The 26353-nt window shown below is 70.1% G+C and carries 23 protein-coding genes and 1 tRNA gene; 5 read left to right on the forward strand and 19 right to left on the reverse strand.

Annotated features, from left to right (window positions below; all coding sequences use genetic code 11):
• The first annotated feature begins 35 nt into the window (after positions 1-35).
• The gene (locus ABWK59_RS20020) at positions 36-2654 is read left to right on the forward strand and encodes a D-alanyl-D-alanine carboxypeptidase (protein ID WP_354641972.1); all 2619 of its coding nucleotides are present in this window, start codon (positions 36-38) and stop codon (positions 2652-2654) included.
• Positions 2655-2775: 121 nt separating this feature from the next.
• Here the strand turns inward: ABWK59_RS20020 and ABWK59_RS20025 are convergent, their stop codons facing one another.
• From ABWK59_RS20025 to ABWK59_RS20035, 3 genes are all read right to left on the reverse strand, one after another.
• Positions 2776-3699 carry a YhjD/YihY/BrkB family envelope integrity protein gene (locus ABWK59_RS20025; RefSeq protein ID WP_354641973.1) on the reverse strand — a complete coding sequence of 308 codons (924 nt, stop codon included), beginning with the start codon at positions 3697-3699 and terminating at the stop codon, positions 2776-2778.
• Positions 3700-3872: 173 nt separating this feature from the next.
• Entirely contained in the window at positions 3873-4637 is a 765-nt protein-coding gene (locus tag ABWK59_RS20030; RefSeq protein WP_354641974.1) for a polyprenol monophosphomannose synthase, read from the reverse strand.
• Between the two features lie 55 nt (positions 4638-4692).
• Positions 4693-6396 carry a glycosyltransferase family 39 protein gene (locus tag ABWK59_RS20035; protein WP_354641975.1) on the reverse strand — a complete coding sequence of 568 codons (1704 nt, stop codon included), beginning with the start codon at positions 6394-6396 and terminating at the stop codon, positions 4693-4695.
• Between the two features lie 142 nt (positions 6397-6538).
• Here ABWK59_RS20035 and ABWK59_RS20040 point away from each other — a divergent pair.
• Positions 6539-6611: transfer RNA gene (locus ABWK59_RS20040), tRNA-Arg, on the forward strand.
• A 75-nt stretch (positions 6612-6686) separates the two neighbouring features.
• Here the strand turns inward: ABWK59_RS20040 and ABWK59_RS20045 are convergent.
• From ABWK59_RS20045 to ABWK59_RS20105, 13 genes are all read right to left on the reverse strand, one after another.
• Positions 6687-7853, reverse strand: coding sequence for a tyrosine-type recombinase/integrase (locus ABWK59_RS20045; RefSeq protein WP_354641976.1), 1167 nt, complete (start codon positions 7851-7853; stop codon positions 6687-6689).
• A complete protein-coding gene (locus tag ABWK59_RS20050; RefSeq protein WP_354645026.1) occupies positions 7853-8074 on the reverse strand; it encodes an excisionase family DNA-binding protein in 222 nt (73 codons plus the stop codon). The genes ABWK59_RS20045 and ABWK59_RS20050 overlap by 1 nt, the downstream gene beginning before the upstream one ends.
• A 589-nt stretch (positions 8075-8663) precedes the next feature.
• A complete protein-coding gene (locus tag ABWK59_RS20055; protein WP_354645027.1) occupies positions 8664-10139 on the reverse strand; it encodes an ATP-binding protein in 1476 nt (491 codons plus the stop codon).
• Positions 10140-10141: 2 nt separating this feature from the next.
• Positions 10142-10996 carry a bifunctional DNA primase/polymerase gene (locus ABWK59_RS20060; RefSeq protein ID WP_354641977.1) on the reverse strand — a complete coding sequence of 285 codons (855 nt, stop codon included), beginning with the start codon at positions 10994-10996 and terminating at the stop codon, positions 10142-10144.
• Between the two features lie 229 nt (positions 10997-11225).
• Complete coding sequence (locus ABWK59_RS20065) at positions 11226-11936, reverse strand: DNA methylase (protein ID WP_354641978.1); 711 nt, start codon at positions 11934-11936, stop codon at positions 11226-11228.
• Positions 11937-12103: 167 nt separating this feature from the next.
• Positions 12104-14167 carry a plasmid transfer protein TraB gene (gene traB / locus ABWK59_RS20070; RefSeq protein ID WP_354641979.1) on the reverse strand — a complete coding sequence of 688 codons (2064 nt, stop codon included), beginning with the start codon at positions 14165-14167 and terminating at the stop codon, positions 12104-12106.
• A 14-nt stretch (positions 14168-14181) separates the two neighbouring features.
• Complete coding sequence (traA, locus tag ABWK59_RS20075; RefSeq protein WP_354641980.1) at positions 14182-14700, reverse strand: plasmid transfer protein TraA; 519 nt, start codon at positions 14698-14700, stop codon at positions 14182-14184.
• Between the two features lie 84 nt (positions 14701-14784).
• Positions 14785-15042: a DUF6303 family protein gene (locus tag ABWK59_RS20080; protein WP_354641981.1), complete on the reverse strand. Its 258-nt coding sequence runs from the start codon at positions 15040-15042 to the stop codon at positions 14785-14787.
• Positions 15043-15055: 13 nt separating this feature from the next.
• A complete protein-coding gene (locus tag ABWK59_RS20085; RefSeq protein ID WP_354641982.1) occupies positions 15056-15388 on the reverse strand; it encodes a hypothetical protein in 333 nt (110 codons plus the stop codon).
• A gap of 32 nt (positions 15389-15420) precedes the next feature.
• Positions 15421-15846, reverse strand: a complete 426-nt coding sequence (locus tag ABWK59_RS20090; protein WP_354641983.1) for an RNase adapter RapZ — start codon at positions 15844-15846, stop codon at positions 15421-15423.
• Positions 15847-15890: 44 nt separating this feature from the next.
• A complete protein-coding gene (locus ABWK59_RS20095; protein ID WP_354641984.1) occupies positions 15891-16268 on the reverse strand; it encodes an RRQRL motif-containing zinc-binding protein in 378 nt (125 codons plus the stop codon).
• Positions 16265-17329, reverse strand: a complete 1065-nt coding sequence (locus ABWK59_RS20100; RefSeq protein WP_354645028.1) for a DUF2637 domain-containing protein — start codon at positions 17327-17329, stop codon at positions 16265-16267. The genes ABWK59_RS20095 and ABWK59_RS20100 overlap by 4 nt, the downstream gene beginning before the upstream one ends.
• 88 nt (positions 17330-17417) lie before the next feature.
• Positions 17418-17702 (reverse strand): hypothetical protein, encoded by a 285-nt coding sequence (locus tag ABWK59_RS20105; RefSeq protein WP_354641985.1) that lies wholly within the window; start codon positions 17700-17702, stop codon positions 17418-17420.
• A gap of 554 nt (positions 17703-18256) precedes the next feature.
• On the opposite strand from ABWK59_RS20105, the gene ABWK59_RS20110 reads away from it, so the two are divergent.
• On the forward strand, positions 18257-19024 hold the full coding sequence (locus ABWK59_RS20110) for a GntR family transcriptional regulator (RefSeq protein WP_354641986.1): 768 nt from the start codon (positions 18257-18259) through the stop codon (positions 19022-19024).
• Entirely contained in the window at positions 19021-19590 is a 570-nt protein-coding gene (locus ABWK59_RS20115; protein ID WP_354641987.1) for a GNAT family N-acetyltransferase, read from the forward strand. The genes ABWK59_RS20110 and ABWK59_RS20115 overlap by 4 nt, the downstream gene beginning before the upstream one ends.
• Positions 19591-20021: 431 nt before the next feature.
• Here ABWK59_RS20115 and ABWK59_RS20120 read toward each other — a convergent pair whose 3' ends face one another.
• The 3 genes from ABWK59_RS20120 to ABWK59_RS20130 all read right to left on the reverse strand — a co-directional run bounded on the left by ABWK59_RS20120 (position 20022) and on the right by ABWK59_RS20130 (position 24080).
• On the reverse strand, positions 20022-21803 hold the full coding sequence (locus ABWK59_RS20120; RefSeq protein ID WP_354641988.1) for an AIPR family protein: 1782 nt from the start codon (positions 21801-21803) through the stop codon (positions 20022-20024).
• A gap of 378 nt (positions 21804-22181) precedes the next feature.
• Entirely contained in the window at positions 22182-22757 is a 576-nt protein-coding gene (locus tag ABWK59_RS20125) for an excalibur calcium-binding domain-containing protein (protein WP_354641989.1), read from the reverse strand.
• A 213-nt stretch (positions 22758-22970) separates the two neighbouring features.
• On the reverse strand, positions 22971-24080 hold the full coding sequence (locus ABWK59_RS20130) for a hypothetical protein (protein WP_354641990.1): 1110 nt from the start codon (positions 24078-24080) through the stop codon (positions 22971-22973).
• An 851-nt stretch (positions 24081-24931) separates the two neighbouring features.
• Here ABWK59_RS20130 and ABWK59_RS20135 point away from each other — a divergent pair.
• On the forward strand, positions 24932-25993 hold the full coding sequence (locus ABWK59_RS20135; protein WP_354641991.1) for an IS630 family transposase: 1062 nt from the start codon (positions 24932-24934) through the stop codon (positions 25991-25993).
• The last annotated feature ends 360 nt before the right edge of the window (positions 25994-26353 follow it).

The raw sequence follows: 26353 nt of genomic DNA on the forward strand, positions 1-26353 counted from the left end.
CCGGCAGCGGCCGGGCGGACGAGGAGGATGGGCACGTGGGCGAGTCCCCCGACAGCGTGCGGCAGGGCGAGGACACCGGGCCGGCCGAGCCCGACGAGCCCGACGAGGCCGGGGAGGGCACCGAGCCGAGCGGCTCGACCGTACAGCTGCGCGTCCGCGATACGGACAGCAGGACGACCTCGCTGCGGATGCCGGTGGACAACGCCACCACCACGCTCCGGATGCCCGGCGGCTCGGCGAAGAAGGCGAAGAAGGAGGCCGCGGCGGCGGAGGACACGGCCGACGAGGCCCCGGCCGCCCCCGCCAAGCCCGCCGACCGCCCCACCGGCGCCGACCCCCGTCTCGCCATGCGGGACGGTCGCGCCACCGCGGGCGCCGGCCTCAAGCCCGGCCCCAAGCCGGCCCCGGCGAAGGCCGCGCCGACCCCCGCCCCCGAGCCGGAGGCCGAGGAGCCGGCGGACGGCGAGGCGGCCTCCGACGGCAAGGCGACCGACGAGCCGACCGCCGCCCGGACGGAGGAGACCTCCGACGGCAAGGCAGCTTCTGCTTCTGCTTCTGTCGCGGCGGCGAAGCCGGCCCCGGCCGCGGCGGAGGACGAGGAGCCCGCCGCGGACGAGGACACGCCCGAGCCCGCTGCGGAGAAGGAGACGAAGCGGCCCGCCGGCGCGACCGCCTCGGCCGCGGTGAAGCCCTCCGCCCAGGCCTCCGCGAAGCCGGCCCCGGCCGCGCCGGAGGACGACCAGCCCGCCGGGGACGAGGCCGAACCCGGCGCGGCGGCGAAGCCCGAGGCGGCCACCGGGAAGCCGGACACGAAGGCGGCCCAGGCGCCCGCCACGGCCGAGGCCGCCGAGACCACAGACGGCGAGGACGGCGAGGGCGAGGAGGACGAGGACGGCGAGGACGCCGACCAGCCGACCGTCCCGGCCGGGGACGGTGCCTCCCCGGACCGCACCCTCATGCTGACCGTCAAGAAGGCCCCCGCCCTCCGCCCCCACACCGCCGCGCCGTCCGAGAAGGCCGGCGAGGGCGCCGAGGACGACAAGAAGGCCGCGGACGCCGACAAGGGCGACAAGGGCGACAAGGGTGACAAGGCCGTCACCGCCTCGCCCGCCGAGGCCGGCGGCCCCGAGCCGACCATGAAGCTGTCGCTGTCGGCCCTCAAGGCCGCCCGCAAGGCGGGCGCCGGCACGGTGCCCGAGCCCGTCCCGGAGCCCGCTCCCAAGCCCGCGCCGACCCCCGAGCCGGAGCCGACGCCGGACCCCGAGCCCGCGCCCGCGCCCAAGCCGGTTCCCAAGCCCGCCCCGGTTCCGCCCGCGCCCTCCCCGCTGCCGGTCCCGGACCCGGCCCCCGCCCCGCCGGCGCCTCCGCTGCCCACGCCCGAGAACACGGTCGAGGCCATGGAGGTGCTCGCCGCGCTCAGCCGGCGGCCGATGACCCCGTTCCGCCGGGCGGTGAAGCGGACCGCGATCTGGACAGGCTTCCTGTCCGTGCTGCTGGGCGTGCTGGTGGTCGTCCAGCTGCTGCGTCCGCTGCCGGAGCCGGAGACCAAGCTGACCCTGGCCCGCTCGTACACCTTCGGCGGCGAGCAGCTGAACCTGCCCTGGCCGGCCAAGGGCCAGACCGCCGCGATGGTGGTGGGCGTGGGCGCCCTGGGCAGCTCCGGTCCGGAGACCCCGGCCCCGATCGCCAGCGTCACCAAGGTGATGAACGCCTACCTGATCCTCCAGGGCCACCCGCTCAAGAAGGGCGAGCCCGGCCCGCTGATCACCGTGGACGGCCAGGCCGCCCGCGAGTCCACCTCGGCGGACGAGTCCAAGGTCACCCTGGTCGAGGGCCAGCAGCTCAGCCAGTACGAGGCGCTGGAGATGCTGATGCTGCCGTCGGCCAACAACGTGGCCCGCCTGCTGGCCCGTTGGGACTCCGGTTCCGAGGAGACGTTCGTCAAGAAGATGAACGACGCCGCCGCCAAGCTCGGCATGACCAACACCACCTACGCCGACCCGGCCGGCTTCAACTCGGACACCAAGAGCACCGCCAAGGACCAGCTGAAGCTCGCCGAGCAGGTGATGAAGTCCGACGTGTTCCGGCAGGTCGTCGCCGAGCCGGACACCAACTTCAAGGGCCAGCGGATCTACAACACCAACGGCCTGCTGAACAACAAGACCGGCGTCATCGGCGTCAAGACCGGCTCCTCCACCCCGGCCCAGTCCTGCCTGATGTGGGCCGCGGTCAAGGAGATCGGCGGCGTCCAGCGGATGATCCTCGGCGTCACCATGGGCCAGCCGGCCACCAAGGAGGAGCCGAGCCTGACCAAGGCGGCCCAGCCGGTCAGCCAGAAGATCATCACGGCCGCGCAGAACGGCCTCACCGGCCAGACCCTGGCCAAGAAGGGCGAGGTGGTCGGCCGCGTCGAGGACGGCCTCGGCGGGACGGTCCCGGTCGTCGCCTCGAACGACCTCACGGTGGCCGGCTGGTCCGGCATCACCGCCCAGGTCACCCTCGACACGACCAAGCTCAAGCACAGCGCCAAGGCCGGCACCCAGGTGGGCACGGTCTCGGCCGGCGAGGGCGACGGCCGCGTGGAGGTGCCGGTCACCCTGCAGTCCGACCTGGCCCCGCCGTCGATCCTCTCCCGGCTGATCCGTCTGCTCTGACGGCTCCTCCCGCAGAACGAAGGCCCGCACCCGGCCGTCCGGCACCCGCAAGGGCGCCGAGGACGGCCGGGTGCGGCCGTTCCCGCCCCGTTCCCGCCCCCCGTCCGCCCTCAGCCCGCCGCTAGCCCTCCCGCCGCCCCCACCGACCCGGCTCGGTCGGCGTCCCCAGCAGCCGCGCCGCCGCCGACTCCTCGGAGACCACCCGCCCCAGCGCGATGCCCAGCGTCATCGCGGTGAACAGCACGATCAGCCAGGACAGCGAGGTGAAGACCACCCCGTACGGTCCGAACTTCGCCACGCTGCGGGAGACCGCCCCCGGCAGGTACACCAGGGCGGCCACGGTCAGCAGCACCTGTCCGCCCCCGCACAGGACCGCGCCCGGCAGCAGCGGGTACCAGCGCACCCGGCTGCCCAGCAGCAGGTGCTGGGTCCACCACCAGAGCAGGGTCGCGAACACGAGAAGCAGCGGGTAGCCGATCCACACCCCCAGCCCGAAGCCCTTGCGCACCGGCACCTGGAGCACCAGGAAGACCAGCCACACCAGCAGCCAGACCAGCCAGCGCCAGGCCGCCACCCGGGTACCCGCCTTGGGGATCTCCCAGCAGCGCTCGCAGACCCGCTGGAGCGCCCGGCTCAGCGTGGTCGCCGACAGCAGCGTCACCACCACGCCCACGGCGCCGAAGCTCTGCGTCACGTCGGTGTGCTCGGCCGACATCATCTGCTGGAAGGTCTTCTGGGCCTCGCCCGTGATCCCCAGCTGGTCCCGCATCGAGCTGACCACCCCGTCCCGGATGGCGGCCGGGGCGAACACCGCCACCGCCAGCAGCGCGGGCAGCGCGCTGAGGAACGCCTGCGCGGCCAGCCGGGTGGCGCTGTCCAGCAGGTTGACCCGGACGATCTGCCGCAGCGCCCGCCCGACCAGCGGGACCTCCTCGCGCAGGACCTTCGCGGTGCCGGCGAGCCCTGCGACCCGGCTCCTGGCGCGCGACCAGCGGCCCGGCCTCTCCTCACCCGGCCCGTCCTCGCCCCGCTGCGGCTCGGTCACGCGCACCTCCGGGGACGGGTGGGCACCATCCTCGCCCCGCCCCGCACCTCCCGCACCCGGATCCCGGGCCGGAGCTCCACACCCGGATCCCGCACCCGGATTCCGGGCCAGGGGACGCGGAAGGCCCCGGGCCCCTGCTCGGGGTGCCCGGGGCCTTCCGCACCGTCCGGCGCTCAGCCCTTCTTGCCGGTCAGCTTGGCGACGCGGCTGCTGACGCCCCAGCCGGCCACCCGCCACATCGCCTCGACCAGGATGTTCTTGCTCATCTTCGAGGCGCCGAACTCGCGCTCGATGAAGGTGATCGGCACCTCGGCGACCTTGAAGCCGGCCTTGACGGTGCGCCACGCCAGGTCGACCTGGAAGCAGTAGCCCTGCGAGGCCACCTCGTCCATGCCCAGGCCGAGCAGGGTCTCCTTGCGGAAGGCGCGGTAGCCGCCGGTGACGTCGCGGATCGGCACGTTCAGCATCAGCCGGGAGTACAGCGAGCCGCCGCGCGAGATCAGCAGACGGGACTTCGGCCAGTTGACCACCTCGCCGCCGGGCACCCAGCGGGAGCCCAGCACCAGGTCCGCGGTGCGCAGGGCGGTCAGCAGCCGGGGCAGCTCCTCCGGCTGGTGCGAGCCGTCGGCGTCCATCTCCACCAGGACGTCGTAGCCGGCGTCGATGCCCCAGCGGAAGCCCGCCAGGTACGCGGCGCCCAGGCCCTCCTTGCCCTTGCGGTGCATGACGTGGACGTGGTCGTCCTCGGCGGCGATCTTGTCGGCGAGCTCGCCGGTGCCGTCGGGGCTGTTGTCGTCGGCCACCAGGACGTGGACCTCGGGGACGGCCTTGCGCACCCGGGAGACGATCCGGTCGACGTTCTCGGCCTCGTTGTAGGTCGGGATGATCACCAGCACCTTGCCGAGGTCGGCGAAGGTGCTCTCCTGGGGGGCAGTCACGTCTGTGCCTTTCACGTTTTGGTGGCGCGGGGGACTGGTGCGTCCTCCGCGTCGGCTACCGGCGGCTGCGTACCAGCAGCGTCACCGTCAGGCCGCGGACATGCCGGACCTCGGTCGGGGTGAAGACCGACCGTAGCGCCTCGGCCTGGGCGGCCGGGAGGTTCCGATACGGGTCTTCGCCCGTGCCGATGGTAACGACCCACACGCGCGGCTCGTCACCGATGGTGCTCGCGGGCGCCCGAGACTCGACAGGGTAGAGGTCCCCGGCCTGGACCGCGGAACGCTCGACGAAGGGCTGAGCAGGGCGGATCGAGTCCGGAAGGTAGTAGGAGAGGGCCGGGCCGGTCATCGCCCAGGCGTAGTCGCCCCCCAGCGCGACCAGGGCGTCCCCCGCCCGGTAACCGGCGGCCACCGTACGCGCCGCCCCCCGGAAGTCCGTCGTGGTGTGCGCCGCGACGCTCCGCACGGCCTCCTCCGCGGGGAACCCCAGCACGACCGGGACGGCCAGTACCCCCGCCGTGACCAGCGCGGTCGCCGCAACCCCGACGCCCGCCCCCGCCCCGGGACCGTCGCCCTCGCGGCCCCGCCCACCGCCCTCCCCGACCGCGCCGCCTCCCGCCTCGCCGCCCGGCCCGCCGGCCACCCCGTCGGCCGTGCCGCCGGCCGCCGGGCCCGCCCCGGCGGCCACCGTCCGCTCCGCCGCCGTCGGAAGGTCCGCCGCCGGAAGGTCCGCGCGCTTCCGGCTCGTCACCGACCCTCCCAGCAGCCTGCGCACACCGGCCGCCAGGGCCGCGACCCCGCCGCCCGCCAGCGCCGCCCAGCCCGGCAGCGTGAACAGCAGGTACCGGTCCACGAAGTACGACGTCCCGCCCTGGGACAGCAGCCAGACCACCACCACCGGCAGCCCGGCCAGCACCAGCAGCCGCACGGCCGCCACCCGCCGCCCGGGCCACAGCAGCGCCACCCCCGCCAGCGCCAGGAAGACGTAGAGCACCTGGTACGACCCGAACAGCTCCTGCCAGAAGAACCTCAGCTCGTACGCGGTCGGCCGGTGCAACCAGGCCAGCTGGCGGGTGCTCTGCGACCGGCCCACGGCCACCAGCGGCAGCACCAGCGCCACCGCGGCCAGCGCCGCGAACGGGAACTGCCACCGGCCCCGCCGCGGCCCGCGGGACAGCAGCACGAACGGCAGCTGTCCCACCAGCCCGATCAGCGACACCAGGTGGAGCGCCGCCGCCACCGCCGTCACCGCGCCGTACCCGGCCCAGCGCCCCACCGAGGGCCGCTCCAGCGCCCGCAGAAGCAGACACAGCCCTGCTGCCACCGCGCAGGTCACGATCGCGTACGAGCGGGCCTCCTGGGCGTACCGGGAGACGTTCGGCACGGTGGCGAACAGCAGTCCCGCGGACAGCCCGGCCACCCGGCTGCCGAACATCCGTCGCGCGGTCAGCGCCGCGAAGGCACAGGCCCCGGCCATCGCCAGCGCGGAGGGCAGCCGCAGGGCCGTGGGCGAGTCCCCGAACACCGCCGTCCAGAAGTGCAGCGGCAGGTAGTACGCGCCGTGGCTGGCGTCCACGTGGCCGAGCATCGCGAACAGCTCGCCGACACCCCGGGTCGAGGCGCTCCAGGTCGACACCTCGTCCCGCCACAGCTCGGGCGTCCCGATCCGGTACAGGCCGACCACCAGGGTCAGCAGCGCGGGCCCCAGCCACACCGCCCGGTCCCCCGCAGAACGGAGCGATCCGCGCAATTCGCCCATCCCGTCACATTACGACGCCGATCCAGGACACTCCCGGCACAGGACCAACGAGCCGCCCCACTTCCCGGGCACGCCCCTCCCGGCCCCGTCTCCCCTAATCGGCGATCACCACCAACCGGATCCGGTACGCTGTCAGCGCCCCGCCTCAGTAGCTCAGGGGATAGAGCACGGCTCTCCTAAAGCCGGTGTCGCAGGTTCGAATCCTGCCTGGGGCACAGCAGTGCAAACGCGCAGAGGCCCAGATCAGAGGGGTGATCCCCCTGATCTGGGCCTCAGTCTTTCCGGGCCGGTCAGTCCACCCGTGCCACGTCCGTGCCAGATGCCGCCGGCGGGTCCTGCTTCTTCAGCTCGTTCTGCACCATCTCGCCCATGCGGTCGGCGATGGCGCGGTCACGGTCGCTGGTCATGTGCTGGTAGATCAGTGCGGCCCGCGCCGTGCTGTGGCCCATCCTGGTCATGAGCTCCCGGGTGCTGGCCCCGCTCTGCGAGGCGAGGGTGTTCCCGGTGTGGCGGAGATCGTGAAAGTGGACCTCGGCCGAGATCCCAGCCTTCGCCTTCGCGGCGCTCCAGTCGTCCCGGAAGTTGCTCCGGCGCAGCCGGCCACCGCGCGGCCCGATGAACAGATGGCCGTTCGGCCCGGCGGAGGAGTAGTGCTCCAGGTGGTGCCGGAGGGCGTCGACGATGGAGGCGGGGAAGGCCACCGGGCGGAACCCGGCGCGGCTCTTCGGCGCCTTGTCGTAGAGCTTCCCGCTGTACAGCTCGGCCTGGTTCCGCCGGACCCGCAGAAGCCGAGCCTCCAGGTCCACGTCCCGCTGGCGGAGCGCGGCAAGCTCACCGAATCGGAGCGTGGTGAATGCGGTGACCAGGACCAGCGCACGCCACCGGGGCGCGATGGCATCGGCCGCAGCGAAGACCTCTGCCACAGAGAGGGTCGGCCGTTCCGGCACGTCGTAGGTGTCGGCCCCCTTGATCCGGCACGGGTTGCGCTTGATCAGCTCGTCATCCAGGGCCGTGTTCATGATGGCCCGCAGCATTTGGTAGGCCTTGACCACCGAGGGCTCACCGACCCTGGCTTCCAGCAGATGAGTTCGCCAGGTCCGCACCCGCGCGGGGGTGATCTCCACAACGAACCGCGGGCCCAGCGTGGGCAGGATGTGCAGCCGAAGGACGGTCTCGTACCGCTCCCGCGTGCTCTCCTCCAGCTTTCGCTCCTGGAGCCACCGCGTGGCGTACTCGCCGAAGTTGACCTTCCCGGCGTCTGGGTCGACCCACGTGTCGGTCAGGATGGACGCCTCCAGCAAGGTGAGAGCCACCTCGGCGTCGGTCTTGGTCTCGTACGTCTCCTCGGCCGGCCGGAGCTGGCCCGTCAGCGGGTCGCGATAGCGGACCTGCCAGCGGCCGGAGGGCAGCTGACGGACAGCGCCGAACCGGCGGCGGCTGTTCTTGTTGTTAGCCATCAGATGGCCCTCCGGTAGCTGGTGCGGCGTGCGCGGATGGGGTGCACGGTGTTGGCGGCGATGAGCTCGCGGACGGCGGACTCCGGGATGCGGACCAGGCGGCCGACCTTGACGAAGGTGATGCGGCGTTCCTCGATCAGCCGGCGGGGGTAGCGCTCCCCGCTGGTCTTCCAGGTGCCGAGCATTTCTGCGACCTCTGCGACCGTCAGCAGCCGGTCCAGCCTGGCGGGGGCGGGCGTCGGGCGGTCGCCGGCGTTGGTCCGGGCCGAGCGACGGGGCTTGTGCGTCGTGGTGGCCAAACGGGGTCCTTCCCGTGGTTGTGCTTGGGGTGGAGTTGAGGGCTGAGCTCGATGTCCGGGCTCGTGTGGTGCGGGGGCGGGGCTTCTCGCGGTGCGCGTGTGTCGGAGGTAGGGATTTCTGCGTCACCGCGTCATTAGCGTCATCCGGGCTTCTGACCTGCGGTTTTGGGTGTCGCAGCGGTCGGGGTCTGCGTCACCCGTGCGTCATCGGCTGCGTCACGGTGACGCAGCCGGGTGACGCAGGTGACGCAGGATGACGCAGAGCTGGCCGTCTGCGTCACCGCTTTCGCCGCAGGTCAGGGGCCGTTTTTCGGCCCGGGTGACGCAGGTGACGCAGCATCTTCCTACTTAAGAAAAAAGAGGGGGTGCCTGTAGGTAGTTAGGTGCGCCTCAGAGCGAAAGAAGGAGCCGCTTCGCGGCACGCTCTAGGGCGGCGCAGCCGCCGAACAGCAAGAGGAGCACCCCTCGCTCGGAGGCCGGTGCTCCTCTTGCTGTTCGGGCGGGGGCCCGGTCAGAGCAGCGGCGGCTGCTCGTGCGGCGGCGTGGGCGCCGGGCGGGTCATTTCGAGGTACCTGCCCTCTTTCGTCCGGCCCGCTTCGATCAGCACGTGGCGGGCCGCCAGGGTGGGCTGGAGGCGCTTGAGCCGGTCGGAGAGGACTTTGCCGGTGGTCGGCCAGCCCTTCGGCAGCGCCCGCAGTTCATCCCCGGCGTAGACGCGGCTCAGGCAGGCCAGCCACTCCGTGGACGTCATGCGCTGCGCGCCGCCCGGGGCGATGGTCTCGGCGTGCTGCAGGACGGTCTGCGCCAGCAGGTCCCCCTCGATCACGTCGTCGTTCAGGTCGTCCAGGCTGGCCCGGTACGCAGGCAGCGCGCCGAGGCCGGTTGCGGCGTCGAGCTGCGCGCACAGGTGGGCGAAGTCCGCCATCCGCAGGTCGGTCGGGGTCTCCGCCTCGACCGCCCGGACCTTGACCGTGAGGTCGAGCAGCGACCCGAGCACGACCGGCAGGGCTTCCGCGTAGTCGGCCCACAGCTCGGCCTCGGTGCGGCGGACGGTGGGCCGCTCCAGCCTCAGCGGCAGGAGGCGCTCGGCGAGGTCGGGGCGGATGACGCCCACGTCGATGCCGGTCAGGAGCAGGGGCCGGCGGTAGCTGGCGCGGTGCACGTCGCCGTCGGTGAACAGGGCGCGCTTGACGCTCTCGGCGCCGGTCACGATGCAGCACATCGCGTCGGACATGTCGGGGCTCATGTGGGAAAGGTTGTCCAGGGCCGTGACCCATCCGGCCGCCACGGCGGCGATCAGGTTCTCTTCGTCCTTCGGGGCCCGGCGCAGGTCACCGCTCATGCCTTCGATGATCCGCACCAGCATCCGGCCTCCCGTGGACTTGCCCGCGCCTTGCGGCCCGGTGAGGAACGGTGCCGGGACGGGCACGGACGGGCCGAGGCAGCCGATCAGCCACGCCATCGCCAGGCACTCGGAGCTGGCGTTGGCGAAGTTGCACAGCCGGAACAACAGGTCGATGCCCTTCCCGTCGGTGTCACTGGCCGGCAGCGGGAGTTCGCCGGTGAGCTGGGTGCGCCGCCAGCAGACCTCACGCGGGTCCGGGACGGCGATCTCCCAGCCGGTGGGGTGGATGCGCACGGACATGCCGTCGGTGCGGCCGAGGTCCAGCCACGTCGCTCCGTCGAATCCGGGGGCGACGCGGATGTAGACGGCCTGCACCTCCTCGGAGAGGGCGAGCGCCTCGATCAGGTCGAGCGCCTCCTTGATGGCGGTCCCGTTGAACACGCCGATCCCGTCCTTGAACAGGCCGACCATGAGTTCCTGCCGGTGGCTGCCCGTGGTGCCCTGGGAGCGGATCGGCCGGGCCACCGGGTGACCCTTCCGCTGCGCGTAGACGGTGCCTTCGGCGGTACGGAAGTAGCGGAAGTGCTCGCGGGCGTAGGCGGCGATGACCTCGCGGGCCGGGGTCTTCTCGTCGTCGGCCACGGTCACAGCCCCAACCGGGTCAGGGCGTTGGCCCACGCGTCCGTGCAGTGCCGGGGCGATTCGCCCTTGGCCTGCGCCGCGGCGAACAGCCGCTCCGTGTACGCCTCGGTCAGGCATCCGCACCGGCCGTGCGTCGACAGCACCGCCAGGAATGCCCCGAACACGGTGGCGTGCACCGCGCTGGTCGCCTCGGTGATGCGCTGCTCGGCCATCGCGATGCCGCGCTCCAGGAACGTCGGCGTCCAATGCGGACACTGTCCACCGGCAGCCCCGGACGGCACCGCGACGGGCAGGGGCCGGACCGGGACAGGCTCGCGCACCACCAAGGCTCGAACGAGGTCCGGCAGGGCGGTGAGGGTGCCGGTGCCGGGGCCGAGCCACCGGGCGTACTGCATGGACGACTTGATGTCCACGTTGGGCCGTACCGCGTTGGCGGAGGGCATGACGCCCTGGTAGATCCAGTGCTCGCCCCGGGTGGTGCGCACGGTGCGGGTGGGCGGGAGCTCCGCGCGGGCCCAGGCGATAGCGTCCGGGTTGTCGAGGTCGACGACGGTCAGGCCGGCGCCGCCGGGGTGGTAGGCCACCGCCGCCGCCTCCCGCCACGCACGCGCCCACGCGGTCGAGTCGATGACGTCAGGGTCGGTGGTGGCGGCGGCCCAGCCGTGGCACGGGGCCGGGCACTGGCAAGGGCCAGGGGTCTTCATGTTCGGCCGGCCGCCACAGGCATTGCCGGCGCAGTCCCGGCAGTTGCCGAAGGTCTTCTTCCCGGCTCGCAGCGGCAGCACGGGGACGCCGTGCGGCGCCAGGGAGAGCGCGGTGGGCAGGTGCTCTCCCCGGATGTAGGTCGGTTGGGTCATGCTGGGTGTCTCCAGTTCTGTTCAGGTCCTGGATTGGCGGCGGCCCCGTTTCTTGGCAGAGGGGGGCCGCCGTTGTCGTTCGCCGCGTTCTCGGCGCAGACCTTGTGCGAGGGGCGGCGCTGGTCGTCGCGGAGTGGGGTGGGGCGACCGCACCAGCGGCAGGGTTTGTCGCCGGTGCGGTCGTAGTGCCGGGCGTCGCGCCAGTCCAGAGCGGCCACGGCAGTGGGTCCTACGCGGCCAGGGCTGCGGGCCCGGTGGTGAGCGTGCGGGCGGCGGCGCGCCCGATCAGTTCGGTGTACGCGGGCGGGATGGCTTCGGTGAGTTCCTCGCGGACGTCGGTCCAGGTGATGCCCATGGCCTGCTGCATCTCCGAAATGCTGGCCTTGCCGCCGCCGGAGCCGTACGCGGCGACGTACGGGCCGTCGAAGTACTCGCCGTGCCGCCAGCCGCGGACCCTGCCCCGGTGCCGCGTGTGGGTCGGGTTGGGCATGGACCAGCCGCCCAACTCGAAGTTGCGGTGCCGCAGGACCGCGAGGCCGAACATCTCGCCGCACAGGCTGATGTCCTTGCGGACGGCGGCGCGCCCGTTGGGCTGCTCGATCACGTACGGCCGTCCGGTGGACTCGGCCGCCTCCCGGGTGGCGGCGACCAGGTCCACGTGGGCGGTGCCCCAGCCCATGGCGGTGTTGGTGCCCACGGTGAGGGCGCATCCTGCCTGGCAGGGCGGGGAGGTGTGGATCAGGTCGTATTCGTGGCCGTGGGCGCGGATGTACTCCACCGCGTCGCCCTGCACGAACCGGTACGGGTAGTTGGGGCGGGGGCGGATGTCGATGCCGGTGACGTCGAACCCGGCGCGGTGGTAGCCGGTGCCGGCGCCGCCCGCGCAGCAGAACGCGTCGAGGATCCGCAGCCCGTTCGACGGGCGGTCGGAGAGGTTCACTGAGGTTGCCTCCGGTCATAGGACAGCCCGGCGGGGCGACCATCGCGGGGCCGCTCGCCGGGCTGTCAGGCGAGGTGTCAGGGCCGGGTGTCAGCGGGTGTCAGACGCCTCTGACACCCTCGCCTGTCTACGGGTTTGGGTGTCAGCGGTGTCAGGTGTCAGGGGTGTCAGACCAGGGCCGGGGCGGGGACGATCCGGTACCGGCCCTTCTGCGCGGCCGGCACCAGACGGCCGTCCTCGACCAGCCGGCGGAACTCCCCGGAAACCCACGGGCGGGAGCGGCCGAACTGCTCGGCCTGTTCCATGACGTCCTTCGGACCGATGACCATCACGCCGGCCTGCTCGAAGCCGGCCACGATGGCGTCCATGGCGGCGCGGGCCTCCTCCGGGGTGAAGTCCGGAACCGAGGACGGGCCGGCGAGCACGAAGGACGCCAGGGAGTCCGGCACCGGCGGAAGCTCGGCCTGCGGGTCCAGGCCGGTGTCCTCCGGGTCGACCCGGCCCGCCATGTCGTCGTCCTGGTCCTGCTCGACGTACACGCTGCCCTCGTAGGGGTCATCGCTGGCGTCGGCGTTGTCCTTCTGGCCGTTGCGCTGGGTGTAGGCGTTGCCGACCGTGGCGGCGGCGGCCTTGGCGGTGATCGGGTCGACCTTGGCGCCGTTGCGCTGGGCCCACGCGGCGAGCTGTTCCATGACCCGGGCGGCCCGGCCGGTGAACCGCCAGGTGCGGCCCGGGGCGGAGTGACGCTGCTCGTCCACGCCGGGGGTGACCAGGTAGCAGTATCCGGGGCGCCGGTTGGACCAGGCCCCGGGGTGGGCGCCGGCGTCCAGCACCGGACCGGGCAGGGCCATGCCCTCGTCCCGGGGGTCCAGGCCGAACGTCAGCACCGAGGGCAGGGAGGCGCGGGTGCTGGTGGAGAGCTGGTCGTGGCTCGGGCGCTGGAGAGAGATGACCAGGGCCATACCGGCGGACCGGGCCTCCTGAGCGGCCCCGGTGAACGCGTCCTCTCCCATGAACCGCAGGGTGTTCGCGGCCTCCTCGAACCAGGCGACCAGGAACGGCATCCCCTCACACCCGCAGGCCCGGCCCTTCCGGCAGGAGTGCGCCGGGTCGGTCTGCGGCTCGGCCGCCTGCGGGGTCCACTGCCGGTAGCCGTGCGCGCCGAGCCAGCGCGTGCGGGCCGGGATCACGCCCTGCACCGCGCTGACCATGGCCTCGGTCGCGGCGCCGCCTTCCACGGCCCAGTCCAGGCCGGGCCGCAGCGGCCCGAAGTCCTGGAACGCCTTCGGGTCGGACAGCCACACGATCACGTCGCGCCGGCCCATGATCTCGGTGAGGACGTTGAGCGCGCCGTCACCCTTGCCGGAGCCGGACATGCCGCAGATCAGCAGGTGCGTCGCGTTGCGGCCGGCCTGCGGGTCACCGGGCAGCCACAGCATCAGCGGCGAGCCGTCGTCGTACCGGCCGATCACCAGCGGATCGGCGATCGACCCGCCGACGTTGGTGGGCATCTCCCACTCCACGACGTCGGCGAGCATGTCCTTCGGGACGACGGTCAGGGTGCCGCGGCGGGCGGAGTCCGGGTCCGGAAGGTAGCGGACGGCGGTGGTGGCGACGTCGAGGCCGGAGGCGAGGTTGCCCAGCGCCTTGGTGACGTCGTCGTTGGTCAGCTCACCCGCTGGCAGGACCAGATCGGCGGTGACCCGGTTCGGCTCGACCTCGGTGCGGCGGATCTTTGCCCCGGCGAGCTTGACCTTCTCCAGCAGCGAGCCGTCCGCGTCCGTGGCGGCCTGAACAGCGTCGGGGTTGCGGCGCATGACCTGCCGCACGTTCCACGACAGCGACAGCACCGCTCCGCCGATCCAGAACGCGCCGAAGGTCAGGCTGTTCCACCCGGCCAGCGCCACCCCGGTGAACCACGCCGAACCGGCGGCGACGGTCACGGCGGAGTGCAGGCGCCGCTGCGGCGTGGTGGACTTCCCGGCCCACCAGGTCGCCGCGGTGAGCCCGACCGACCCGAGGGTGAGGCCCACCGCGTACCCGGCGGAGCCGTGCGCCGGCACCCACGCCAGCGACCCGCCGATGCCGGCGGCGCCGGTCATCAGCCACGGCGGGGTGTGCGGCTTCGCCCGGTGGGCGACCCAGGCGAGCACGCCCGTGCCGTTGCTGGCGCCTTCCAGGCTCTCCCGGTACTGGGCCTCCGGGTCCGTGCTGTTGTGGTGCTTGGCCATGGTGGTGCCTCCTGTCAGAACTGGAAGGGACGGGCCTGCGGGCGCTGCTGGCGGGGGGTCATGACGTCGGCGTACTCGCGCTGGAACGCGGCCCACGCGGCGGCGGCGTCCTTCGCCGCGTCGGTGAGCGCGTCGGCGGCCTTGCCGAGCTTCTTGGCCACGGCGCGGGCCCGCATCTTCGCCTGGAACACGTGGTCACCCGGCGCGGCCGGCGCCTGCTCGAGGGCGGCCTTGAGGATCTCCGAGGCGACCTCGACCTCGATCGCGGCGTACGAGGCGAACGCCCGCAGGTCCTCGCAGTACGTGCGGACGTCGGCGGCGGAGTAGAACGCCGGCTCCGGCAGCGCCAGGGCCGAGCTGCGGTTCACCCCGGTGCCGGGGTTCGCGGAGGCGCCCATCTGCGGCGGCACGCCCTTGTTCGCGTTGATGTTGATGTTCAGCCCGGGGGAGAACGACGCCCCGGAGCCGAAGCCGTTACGGGTGCTGCTGTTGCTGGTGGTGCCGCCGGTCGGCGGCTTCGCGCTGGTGGTCATGGCGGTGCCTCCCCTGCGGGCCGGGACTGTCCCGACTCCCCACCCCCGCCCGGCCGTTGAAGGCCGGGAGAGGACGGGCAGCCGTCAGGCCGGCCGCACCTGGGCACCAGCGAGCAGGACGACGCCGCCGGCGTCGTCAGCGTCCTCGTCCCAGTCCCAGGAGGACCCGTCCGGAAGCCGGTAGCCGAGCCGTTCCAGCGCGGCCGCGCGGGCAGAGACGCTCGGGATGGCGGCGCCGGCGAACTCCTCGGTCGGCCAGTTGGCGACGCGGCCGGGCAGGGCGACGAACAGCCGCCAGTTGCCGCGCGGGCCCTGGGCGAGAACGACGCGGTAGGTGGTCATCTGGTCCCCCGGGTCAGCCACGGCGCATGTCGCGGATGATCCAGCGGATCACCAGCGCGGAGATGGCCAGTGCCAGGGCACCCATGCCGGCGGCCAGCAGCGCGGCCGTGGTGGCCAGCAGCACCGGGATCAGCACGGCCGCAGCCCCCGCGCCCACCGCGAGGTAGCCGCCGTAGCGCTGCACGACCGGGTTCACCGGAGCCTGCATCGGGGCAGGCGCGGGGGCGGGCAGCATGGCGTTGGTCTGGTTGGTGTGGAGCTGGAGGGCGACCAGCGCGGCCAGTCGCTCCATGTCGAAGTCCGGGCGGTCGTCCGGCGGGGGCACAGCGGCCAGATGGCGGTTCATCAGAGCACGTCCTCTCTCAGGTTCGGGCCGGGCTACAGGGCGGGCGGCTGGTTCTCGATGACCGGCTCGCCGATGTGGTGGTGGCGTACCTCGACGGCGATGCCGTCCGTGCGGAGGTAGGCGGCGACGGCTTCGGCGACCGCGACGGAGCGGTGCCGGCCGCCGCGGCAGGCGATGGTGACGTTCACGAGCAGGCGGCGCGGATCGGCGTAGGCGGCAAGGACGGCCTTGGCGCTCTCGGCGATCCGCTCGACCATCGGCATCACGCCCGGGGTGGTGAGGACGTGTTCGCGGACTGCGGGGTCCAGGCCGGTGCGGTAGCGCATCGCCGGGTCGTGGTGGGGGTTGCGGAAGCGGTGGCCGAGGTCGAAGTACAGGCCGTCCCCGACCAAGCTGATGGCGTCGGGGTGCAGGGTGCCGATGGTCTCGATTCCGACCTGGATCAGGGCGTCCGTCATCGGTGACTCTCCTGAGATCGTGGGGTCAGTGGATGGTTCGGGGATCAGGCGGCGAGCGGATCGCCGTATTCGCAGGTCAGGCAGCGGCCCAGGTGGGCCGGCAGGACGTGGCCCGCGTCCAGCCCGCAGTCCGGGCAGAGGCGGCGGGCGGCATTGGCGGCAGCGAGCGCGGCGGCCTTGGCGGGGGTCATCGGCCGGACCGGGGCGGCCAGCTCGGGCCGGTACAGGTACGCGGCCCGAACCCCGCCCCCGTAGCGGCGGGAGTACCACAGGACCTGCGCGGCCACGGGCTGGCCGTTGGGCCGCAGACCCCGGGCGCGGAGCTGGCGGCGGGTGCAGAAGCCTTCCGGGGCCATCCGCCACGGGAACGTCGGAATCCCGAACCGCTCCCCGGCCGGATCCCAGAAGCGCGGCCGGCTCACGACGCGACCGCCTCAGCGTCCGGGACCGCGTGGAGAGCGTGACGCTCCGGGGCGGCGGCCTCCTTGTAGCGGGCCGCGATCCACCCGGCGGACCAGCCGGTCAGCTCGACCGCCTGCCGCTGCGACAGGCCGGCCTCGACCGCCGCCGCCGCGACCTCCCGGGCCACACTCTCCGGCAGCCGCTCGCCCGCTGGCCCCTGGGCCAGCAGCTCCGCAGCCTGGCGCTCACGGCGCTCACGAGCGCTCATCTCGCGCTCACGAGCCTCCCGCTCAGCCCGCTCAACAGCCTCCCGACGGGCGGCCTCCTCGCGCTCCTGGCGCTCGATCCGCTCCCGGCGCTCACGCTCCTCACGGGCCTGCCGCTCAAGGCGCTCACGGTGCTCACGCTCGCTCATCTCGCGCTCACGAGCCTCCCGCTCAGCCCGCTCAACAGCCTCCCGACGGGCGGCCTCCTCACGCTCCTCCCGGCGGATCCGGGCTTCGTGCTCACGCTGCTCGGCAGCCATCCGGGCATCGTGCTCACGGCGCTCACGCTCCAGCCGCTCACGCGCCTCCCACTGCTCAAGCCGCTCAGCACGCTCGCGCTGCCGGCGCTCGTCTGCCAGACGCTCCCGCTCCGCCCGTTCGGCCCGCTGAGCGGCGTCTCTGGCGGTGAGAGCTGCGGCAATGCCCCGTCGATACGCCAGCGAGGTTTCTGCCGTGACGATCAGCAGCAACGGCGCCACCGCGTGAACGGCGACCCCGACGAGATCCCTGCTAAGCGCCGACAGACCCACGTTGAGCAGCACCGTCATCAGGCCGGTCATCCACCGCAGCACAGCCGGCCAGCGTCCGCCGTCCCCGCCGAGGCGGGCCAGCAGACTGTCCATCCGGACCACGATGACCACCGCCGCGTCCACCACCAGCGGCAGGATCGGTGCCGTCCACTCCCAACCCTTCGGGGTGTGGCCGGCCATCAAAGGGGTCACCGTGAGCACGCTGTACAGCACCGCACCGAACGTGATCAACCACGTCCCCGCGCTCAGCGCCCGCTCAGCCGAGCGGACCTGATCCACACTGATCGAAGCCTTCACCACGACCACCACCCCGGGCCGGACGGGCGCTCCGTGAGCACCCGGTGAGCGCTCGTGAGCGCCACGCCGAAGCCGCTCACGCCGCCACCGCCAGACCGCTCCGCGCACCGGCGGCGGTCTTCCGTCGGGTCTTCGCCATCGGGACCGGCGCCCGGTCCATCAGCCGCTCCGCGTAGGCGGCCAGCTCCAGGTCCTCCCGGCGCAGGTCCGCCAGCACCGCCACGGCAACGTCCATCCGGGCCTGCCACTCGATTGCCGACTCACCGGCCACGCCAGCGAACAGCTCCTCGTCCACGCCCAGCGCCAGCTCCGCGAACTCATCGGCGTTCGCGGCACGCTGGCCTGCAACAATCGACTTCACGGGTCTACCTCTTCCTAGAAGGGGGTGGGCCCCAGGGCCGCCGCGCGATCCTTGGCCGGAGCGCGGCGGCCCGTTCTCGCGGACCCAGGCAACTCGCCATGTACGAGTAGCCATGGGTCTCGACCCGCCCCACGAGAGGACGGGTCGGTCACCAAAGTCACTCGTTCACGAAGGCGGGCCCGCAGCCACCGTGGTGGCGCAGGCCCGCAGTGCCGTCCTCTCGGGGAGCGTGCTCCCCGCATAGGCCTGGACGGCTGATCTTTCGATCTCTGCCCTCCGGGACTGACAAGGCGCCCGGGTGCCTCCCCCTCATCAACCGCGAGGGCTCCTGCCCCTGGGTGCGGCGGTAGCCGCCCATTCGCGGGGCTGAGATTGCACAGCTCAGAGGTGGTTTTGGGCGTAGCCCATCACTGCCCTCTTGTCCCTCTTGAGCCACTGGCTCAACTGGTAGGTACAAGCTGCTGAACATGATGCTGCACTCACGGAGAGCGAGCGTCAAGCCCATTGGTCCAACATGTAGGAACCAGTTGACCCAGTGGGGCATTATGGGAGGTATGAGTAGCCAGCCGCTGTACCGCCGAGTCGCAGACGTGCTCCGGAACGAGATCAGCGCGGGGGCGTTCCCGCCCGGGGCGCGCCTGCCGTCCGAGCGCGACCTGTGTGACCGGTTCGACGCCTCCAGGAACACCGTGCGCGCGGGCCTGAACGTCCTCGTCGCTGAGGGGCTGATCTCAGCTAGCCAGGGGCTCGGCTATGAGGTCCGATCGCACGAGGTGTTTAGCCTGAACGCCTCGCGCTTCGAGAACCTCACGTTCCCCCAGAATGGGGACGCGTACAACACGGACGTGACGCATGCCGGCCGGCGGCCTCACCAAGAGTTCAGGGTGGAGATGCAGCCCGCGTCGGCGCTCGTAGCCGGACAGCTCCGGGTGGCTGACGGGGCGACGACTGTCCTGCGGTTCTGCCACCGCTATGTCGACGGCGTGCCGTGGTCCACGCAGGCCACCAACTACCCCATGTGGCTGGTCGAGAAGGCGCCCCGGTTGGCGGAGCCGGGCGACATCGAGGAGGGAACCACCCGGTACCTGGCCGGACTCGGAGTGGAGCAGGTCGGCTACTTCGACGACATCTCCACCCGGATGCCCACGCCAGACGAAGCGCGGCTTCTCCAGGTGGGCGCCGGCGTGCCGGTGCTGGTGTGGGTGCGGACCGGCTATTCGCAGGACAAGCCGATCCGATGCACCGTCACCACATTCCGTGGCGATCTCAACCACATGAACTACGAGATCGGCAACCTCGCGGCTCGGGAGGAGCAAGCGTGATCATCGAGTCAGGAACGCCAGCGGACCTGGGCCAGCTTCTCGCCTTCCGGGAAGAGGCGGCAGGGTGGTTGAGTGCGCTCGGGAGTGACCAGTGGAGCCGCCCGTACCCGGCGGACAAGCTCCTGGCCACGATAGAGGCCGGTACGGTGTTCATGCTCCGAGACGGGGCGGAGATCGTCGGGACCATAACGCTCACACCCGAAGCTGAGGATGGCCTCTGGACGCCGAGCGAACTCAGCGAGCCCGCGCGCTACATCAACAAGCTGACGGTCTCGCGCGCCTATGCGGGCCGCGACATTGGGGGGCGGCTGCTGAACTGGGCGGGCACCCGTGCGGCCGGCCAGGGTGCAAGGTGGCTTCGGCTGGATGCATGGACGACGAACGCGCGCTTGCAGCAGTACTACCTCGATCACGGGTTCTCGCATGTACGTACGGTCCGCGAGGGGGGCGCGGTGAACGGTGGACCGCGTGTCTCTGGATGGGTCGCGCAGCGGCCTGCGGTTGCTGCCGAGCACGGCTTCGAGGACGCCACCATTGTGGGAGCGGTGGCGAGCAACGACTGCTGAGGCTTGGGGCCGCGAGGCGCGCACACCGATGGTGAAAGCGACGAGAGCTGTTACGACTTTCGCTACATCGTCAAGGCGCGCACAGCGCGCCAGCGCGCGGCCCTGGCCGCTCGCCGACGCTCCTGTCTTCGCCCCGCTCCGGCGGCGCCCCGGCCGCTTCGCCGGCGGACGGACGGCAGAAGAGGGCTGAGCCCAGAACCCCGCCGGCGCTGGGGGCGGGCGGCTCCACGGTTTTACCCACCTGCCAGGACCGGGACCCGCACCGAGCAAGACCGGGGGGCCACTCGGCCAAATTGCGGTCAGGCCCAAAGAGCCCTGACCGAGTCGCAGCAGCTTACGGCACCCCGATCATGCTCGGACCCAGACCAGACAGGACACCGGCCAAAACCGCTCCACCACCCGCGTGCGTCCGCCGCCGCGCCGATCAACCGCTACGAATACTTCACTTTGCGAGCAAACTCCGCATAGCTGTCCTCGTTTGATGCTGCTGTAGCTTCAACCATTGCCTGGAAGTTGGTAATAGCGGAAGCGACGCGGTCCGCACTCTTGAGGCCGCCAGATACGGCATCGGTGAGCTGATGTGCGAAGGGAAGGCAGCTCGCTACAATTGGCTTCCAGACCTCTTCTGCCGCCTTTGGGCCGACATTATCCGAGAAATGCAGCGAGAAGCGATCGGGAATGGCGGATGTGATGATGGTCTCAAGGCACTCAGCTACCGCTGAAACCATCAGATGGATTGCCCCGCGCTGGCGAAAGTAGGACATGTGTCGCGCTTGCGCGGCCGTTCGCTGGTCGTCAGGAATCTGGGAAATCTCAAGCTTCGCGCTCTCAACTGCCCTCAGCAGCGAGTAAGTGAATACGACATGCCTTGCAGTTGTCTTCTCGTTGTAGAACTGGGCATAGACGCCATCTTCGTCCCAGATGCGTCGCGTGTCGTTATAGGCGATGTTGGGCTTCCCGTGGAAAGCTGCAAGCGCCTGTGCGACTGTCGAATCCGGCAGGAGGTTTCGCGACCTCTCGATTGCATCCTTTGTGCCGCCGCGACGCCCGCCCCGGTAGTCCGAATCCGGGATCTTTTCAAACTCCTTTCGAAGGCGGTCCTGTACGGCGTCCTTGCTGCGGAAGTCTGAGGCTTCCACCTTGTTCTGGGTGTTGTTGTACTTGACGATGTCAGCCAGCACGTCGGGGTCGTCACACTTGACGAACCTGGCCATGATCCAGGTGTCTCCGAGCCGCTCCGCCTCCGCCTCGCCGAGCGTGCCGATGGATCCCGTGGTCTGGGCGCCGTTAATGATGCCCATTCCAGAAATCTCCAGGTGGGCCGTGTCTCCGGGGGAGGCCGGCTCCTGGTGAGAGAACGAGTTCACGAGAATCGTCAGGCCGTTGTTGTAGACCCAGAAATTCTCAGGCATGTCGCGGGCAGTATTCTTGATGCCGTAGTTGATGTTGCGCTCGGATCGAACGATTCCGAGATAGTCGCGGACGTTGGGGGACATCAAATCGGATTCATGCTTTTTCCACAGGTCGCGAAGCCATGCCCCTTGTACTGAAGTGCAGAATGATCGCCACTTCTCGCCGCTTGCCTCGAATCCGCCTTGGATCGGGATCCGGAAGGTCTCGGTGACTGAGATTGGATTCCGAGTCCGCAAATAGTACTCTTCGAGGCGCGCCTGGCCGATTTCCGATGCGGAAATGGATGTGGTTCGAGCATTGGGGAATTCACTAGAAATTAGGGCCTTGGCCGTGTGGGCCACTTGGTCCAGCTCGGTGCGCACATTGGTGGACTCGGGGAGATTGTGGCAGTACCAGATGTCGAATTCGCGGACCTTGTCCGCCCGAAATGCCTCTCGGACTTCCTCGGCGGCGTATCGCAGATTCTCCGGCAATCCTTCTAGTGGACCCTTCAGTAGCCATGTTACGGCCGTATTCAGGTCGCTCGCCTTATTGGCAGGGGCCTCCTTGCTGTTCTTCTGGGTGAAGTAGGCTTGCCCGACAATGACTCGTTCGCGGTCCAGATCGACGTAGACGAGGTCGCACTTCTTGTCATTATTGCCGTCTGTGAGCGCTGTCGCGGCTACCGAGTGGATGTCGTCAATTCCAAGGCTCAACTGAAGAGCAAACAGGATGAGCCCGTTATCCCCGTAGGCCTGTAGATCGTCACGACCTGCAAAAGCAGAGAACACTGTTGGCGGCGTCGCGTCAGCTGCAGTCATGTGCGCATGCTACGACGTCGGGTGCCTGGCGCTCCGGAGATTCGTCTATCTCGCCCAGGGCTTCATGCCCAGGTCAACAGGGTGCGGCCCGAGGGGATGGAACTTCATGCTGGGTGCCTGGGAGTCCGCGTGGCACCTTCGTCCCGACGAGTACCTGGCAGGCCCGGCGGTGACCTGAATAGTGCGTGACGGTTGGCGGCGTGCCCCAGCCGTGCCCTAAGTAGTGGGGACACGCGGTCAATGGCGGTCAACAGTGCCCCTCGACGGCGAGGCCACGCCAGGGCTGCTGCCCCCGTAACCGCAGGTGGTGGGTGTGTGGGCCGTGGCAAGAGCGAGATTCCCAAGCCCAGACATTTGCTCGCTCTTCATGCGGCACCGTCAACGCTCGCAAGCAACCCCGTCGCCGTCGCGGTCGAGCCCGGAGCGGTAGCCGGGGTCTCCGCGATGGAGCGGGGCGGCGCCGGCGGCCTTCGCTTCATCGCAGTTCTTGAAGTAGACGGCCGCAGGGGCGCTGGTGCGCTCGGGCTCAGGGGTGACTGTCTCGGTGGTCGGCACCACGATGGGCGATTGGGTCTCGTAGACGGGAGGTCTGGTCGGCGTCGGCTTCGGATTCTCCGGCGTCGGAGTGGGGGATGGGGTCGCCGTGAGAGTAGTGCTCGGGGTGGGGCTATCGCTGGGGGTCGGTGTGGGACTGCTCGCTGGTGCGGCAGTATTGGCCGCCGGCGTTGGGGCCCCGCTCTTCGGGCTCGGGCTGATGATTACCCCGAGCCAGAGGAGCGACATGGACAGGCAGCACACCGTCAGCAGAACCTTCGCGGCGATGTGCACGCGACGCGAGCGCCATGTCATGACGGCCGCGACCGGCGGCAGGAAGACCAGCAAGACAATCCGCAGCAGCCGGTTTCTCCCGCTTCGCGGGGCCGGGTTGGCTGACGGCATGTTGTACGGATTCACGCGGGCGATCCTCGGTCTGTTGTGGACGTGGTGAGCGAATCATCGCGTACCGGCAGGGAGTGATAACTGAGTGCCTTGATCTCGTTACCAAACGGGGATGGCAGGCGGTGCTGCCGCCTGAGCGTGCGGCGCGAATCCTGCTGCTCAGGAATGCCTGGGACGGTGACAATCCGGGCCGCCTGTGGGCCGTCCAAGGGCGGCCAAGGGCGACCCCTAAGTCGGGTTCCCGGGATCGTTCTCACTGGCACCCCCGGATCGGCTCGCGCCGCCTCCCAGAAGGCCGAGAGATTCCAGCTTCTGCAAAGCCTTCCCTCGGAAGACAATAACCGCCGAGACAATCAATGAAGCCGTTATTGCCACAGGCTCCAGGCCGTCCGCAACGCCCAGGAAATTCAGTACTGCAACCGAGGATGCCGACAGAAGAAGCGTCAGGAGGGCGCCAACAGCGAGGCGAAATGATTCTCGCTCGGAGGCGATCGAGGCGGGCAGCTGATCGGCATCCAATAGTTCGGTGTGGCGTCGATTTGCCGCGCGATCTGCAATTTTTAGCAGGCTGTCCGCAATCGCCTTGAGCTCCTCATCGGACGCTTCAATCATTCGATCCTCGTAACCCTTGAGTATCTTCGCAACTTTCCGAGAATGACTCAGGGCGAGCTTCCTTCTCTTTCTTCTGATCCCCTTTGGGCTTGCGTCGGAATATGCCAAAATCGGCAACTTTTGGCGGATCAGTCGGACTCCGTCTGCTGCGGCATGGGCCTCCGTCACTCTGCGCTCGCCTGACTTTCCAACCGCCTTACCGCATGCAATTATCGCTACGGCGCACGAGTGAACGATCGAAGCCTGGCGGTTCAACAAGGCCACCCTGCGACCCGGTATCGGGATCCCGGGATACCCGCGAATCGCGCGAAGGGGGGTAACGATAGGAGCGAAAGCCAGCAGGTACCAGATGGTCAAGTAGAGGGCGAGGGAGCCGCACATCCTGAGGATTGACTCGATCATCTTTGAGGGATCATCGATAGATGAGGCAGCATTAATGCTTCCATGATAGAACCAGCCCAGCATGTTTCTGATTGACCCCCTACCTTTGTCCAAAATCATGGCAATTGGAATTGGCCACCAAATCCCGAGGATCATTCCATAAAGCACGGCGGCGGCAGAGGATGATTTCTGCGTCCTCCCATACACGCGCAGGGCGAGGCGAACCCGCAGCGGCACTCCCCTGCCGGGGAAAAGACGCGCTGTGCTCGCTGCGAGTTCCGCAATCTCGCTAGCAGAAGCTTCTCGCTGCTGCCTAACATCTCGGGATCGGAGCCATGTCGACATGGGGAGATCATGTCAGAAATGGTGGAAGCTTGCCCTCGTTTCCGGCAAAGTCAGGCAGGGCGCAGCCCAGCGGGGTCGCACCGAGCCGTGCCAGTGGTTATGGTGCACGAGAGGGGCCTGGGCTAAGAATTAGAAGAAGGCGTCCTGTTTGAGTGGAAGCCAAGATATGATCTCCAGGCCGGTCCTTGGATCACCAGACATCCGAGCTGCCTGCCGGTATCCGGGGTGTTCAAGCTGACTCCTCTGCCCGCCCGTGCCTGTGTGGTAAGGAATCAGTCGGGAATCATGGGGAATGGCCGAAAATGTACCCCGTTCCCCTGCTGGTCGGCGGTCACTAGGTCTGCGTGCATCAGGGGCCGCCGTTTTTCAGCTGGTGCTGCCGAGCGGCCCGCATGCAGGGTGTCGGATCGAGCGTTGTGCCACGATACGTCGTCGCGGCGGCCAGTATCGAGGAGTCAACGAAGCTGCCACCCACAGCTTCCTGCAGGCCTCTGCGAGCGCCTCGGCCAGTCCTTGTAGGCAGGAGGTCCTGCATGACTTGGGTGCTCGCGACGTCGGACTGGGAGAGGTCCTGGGGAACCAGGGCCAGCGACGGACCAAGCTCGCATTGGTTGTGCGGTCTAACGCTGAGCCGCAGGCTGCGGTGGGTTTGAACGCCCGCTGTGTGGCGGTCTGTGAAGCCGCTCGTTCCCGGTCCCAGAGCTCGCACGCGATGCCTAGCGGGTCGTGCCACAGCCGTGCCAGATCGGAGGGGGAGCCACGGGGAATCGAGGTATAGGGCGGGGGATGGATGGAAGACCCATGGGCATATTGATCCGAAACGGTAGGGGTTCCGGCTCGTTGAACACCGCGTGAGTGAACTGGTGCGAGATGCGCGGCACTTGTCGCCGTCGGCGCAGGAAGCGTTGCGGCTGCGGGCGGTGGCCGCGCTGGTGGAGGGCCGGGATCGCGAGGACGTCGCGGCGGTGTTCAAGGTCTCGTTGAAGGCGGTGGACGGCTGGTGGGCGAGGTGGCTGGCCGGCGGGCGCGAGGCGCTGATCGGGCGCCCGCGCGGCCGGCGGGTCGGGGAGCATCAGGTGCTGTCCGAGGCCGAGCAGGCCGCGGTGCGGCAGGCCGTGCTCGACCACCAGCCGTGTGACCTGGGGCTTGTCGGTCAGCTGTGGACGCGTTCCCAGGTGGGTGCGCTGATCGCGAAGCTGTACCGGGTCCGGCTGACCGAGCCAGGGGTGGGCAAGTACCTGCGCCGCTGGGGGCTGTCGTTCCAGCGTCCGGACAAGCGGGCTGTCGAGCAGGATCCCGAGGCGGTGCGCGGCTGGCTGGAGGAGACCTGGCCGGCGATCCGCGCGAAGGCGAGGGCCGAGGGCGCCGAGGTGCTGTTCGCCGACCAGGTCGGCATCCGCTCTGACCAGGTCACCGGCCGGACCTGGGGTGAGAAGGGCCGGACCCCGATCGTGCGCCGGACCGGGAACCGGTTCTCGGTCAACGCCATGTCCGCGATCAGCACCAAGGGCCGCATGCACTTCATGGTCTTCACCGGCACCTTCGACGCGCAGGTCATGTGCCGCTTCCTCAGCCGGCTCGCCGGCCACTTCGACCGCAAGATTCACCTCGTCGTGGACCGGCACTCGGCTCACCGCAGCAAAAAGGTCCGCGCCTGGCTGGCCGACCACGCCGACCAGGTCGAGCTGCACTTCCTGCCGTCCTACTCGCCCGAGCTGAACCCCGACGAACTGGTCAACGCCGACCTCAAGCGCAGCCTGCCCATGAGCCACCGGGCCCGCAACCAGGCCGAACTGGCAGCCGAAGCCCGGCGCTTCTTCCATCGACGCCAGCGCCAACCTCACATCGTCCGCGGCTACTTCCATGGTCCACAGGTCCGCTACACCCTCGACGAGAACCAATTGAGTTTCTGATCAATAGGAAGGTTGCAGGTCAGGGCTGTTGGCCAACCCCCGGGCTCCTAAAGCCGGTGTCGCAGGTTCGAATCCTGCCTGGGGCACAACACCGCAATGCGGTACGAACGTCGGAAGGGCCGGCCCGCGAGGATCACACCTCGAAGGCCGGTCCTTTCGCCTTTCCGGGGCCGGGAAAAGTCCCGCCCGCGAGCGGCGAAGGGCCGTCACCGTCCGCCGTGGCCCGCCGGACCGGCCCCGTGGACCTGGGCGTCCGGCACCTCCGCGGGTGTCCGCCGGACGCGGGGAGTGCCGTCGTCCGGGATTCCCCGGGATTTCCGGAACGGCCGCAGGTGCATTCCGGCTGCCCGTCCCGCCGGG

This window comes from Kitasatospora sp. HUAS MG31 (assembly GCF_040571325.1).
Taxonomy (GTDB): Bacteria; Actinomycetota; Actinomycetes; order Streptomycetales; family Streptomycetaceae; genus Kitasatospora; species Kitasatospora camelliae.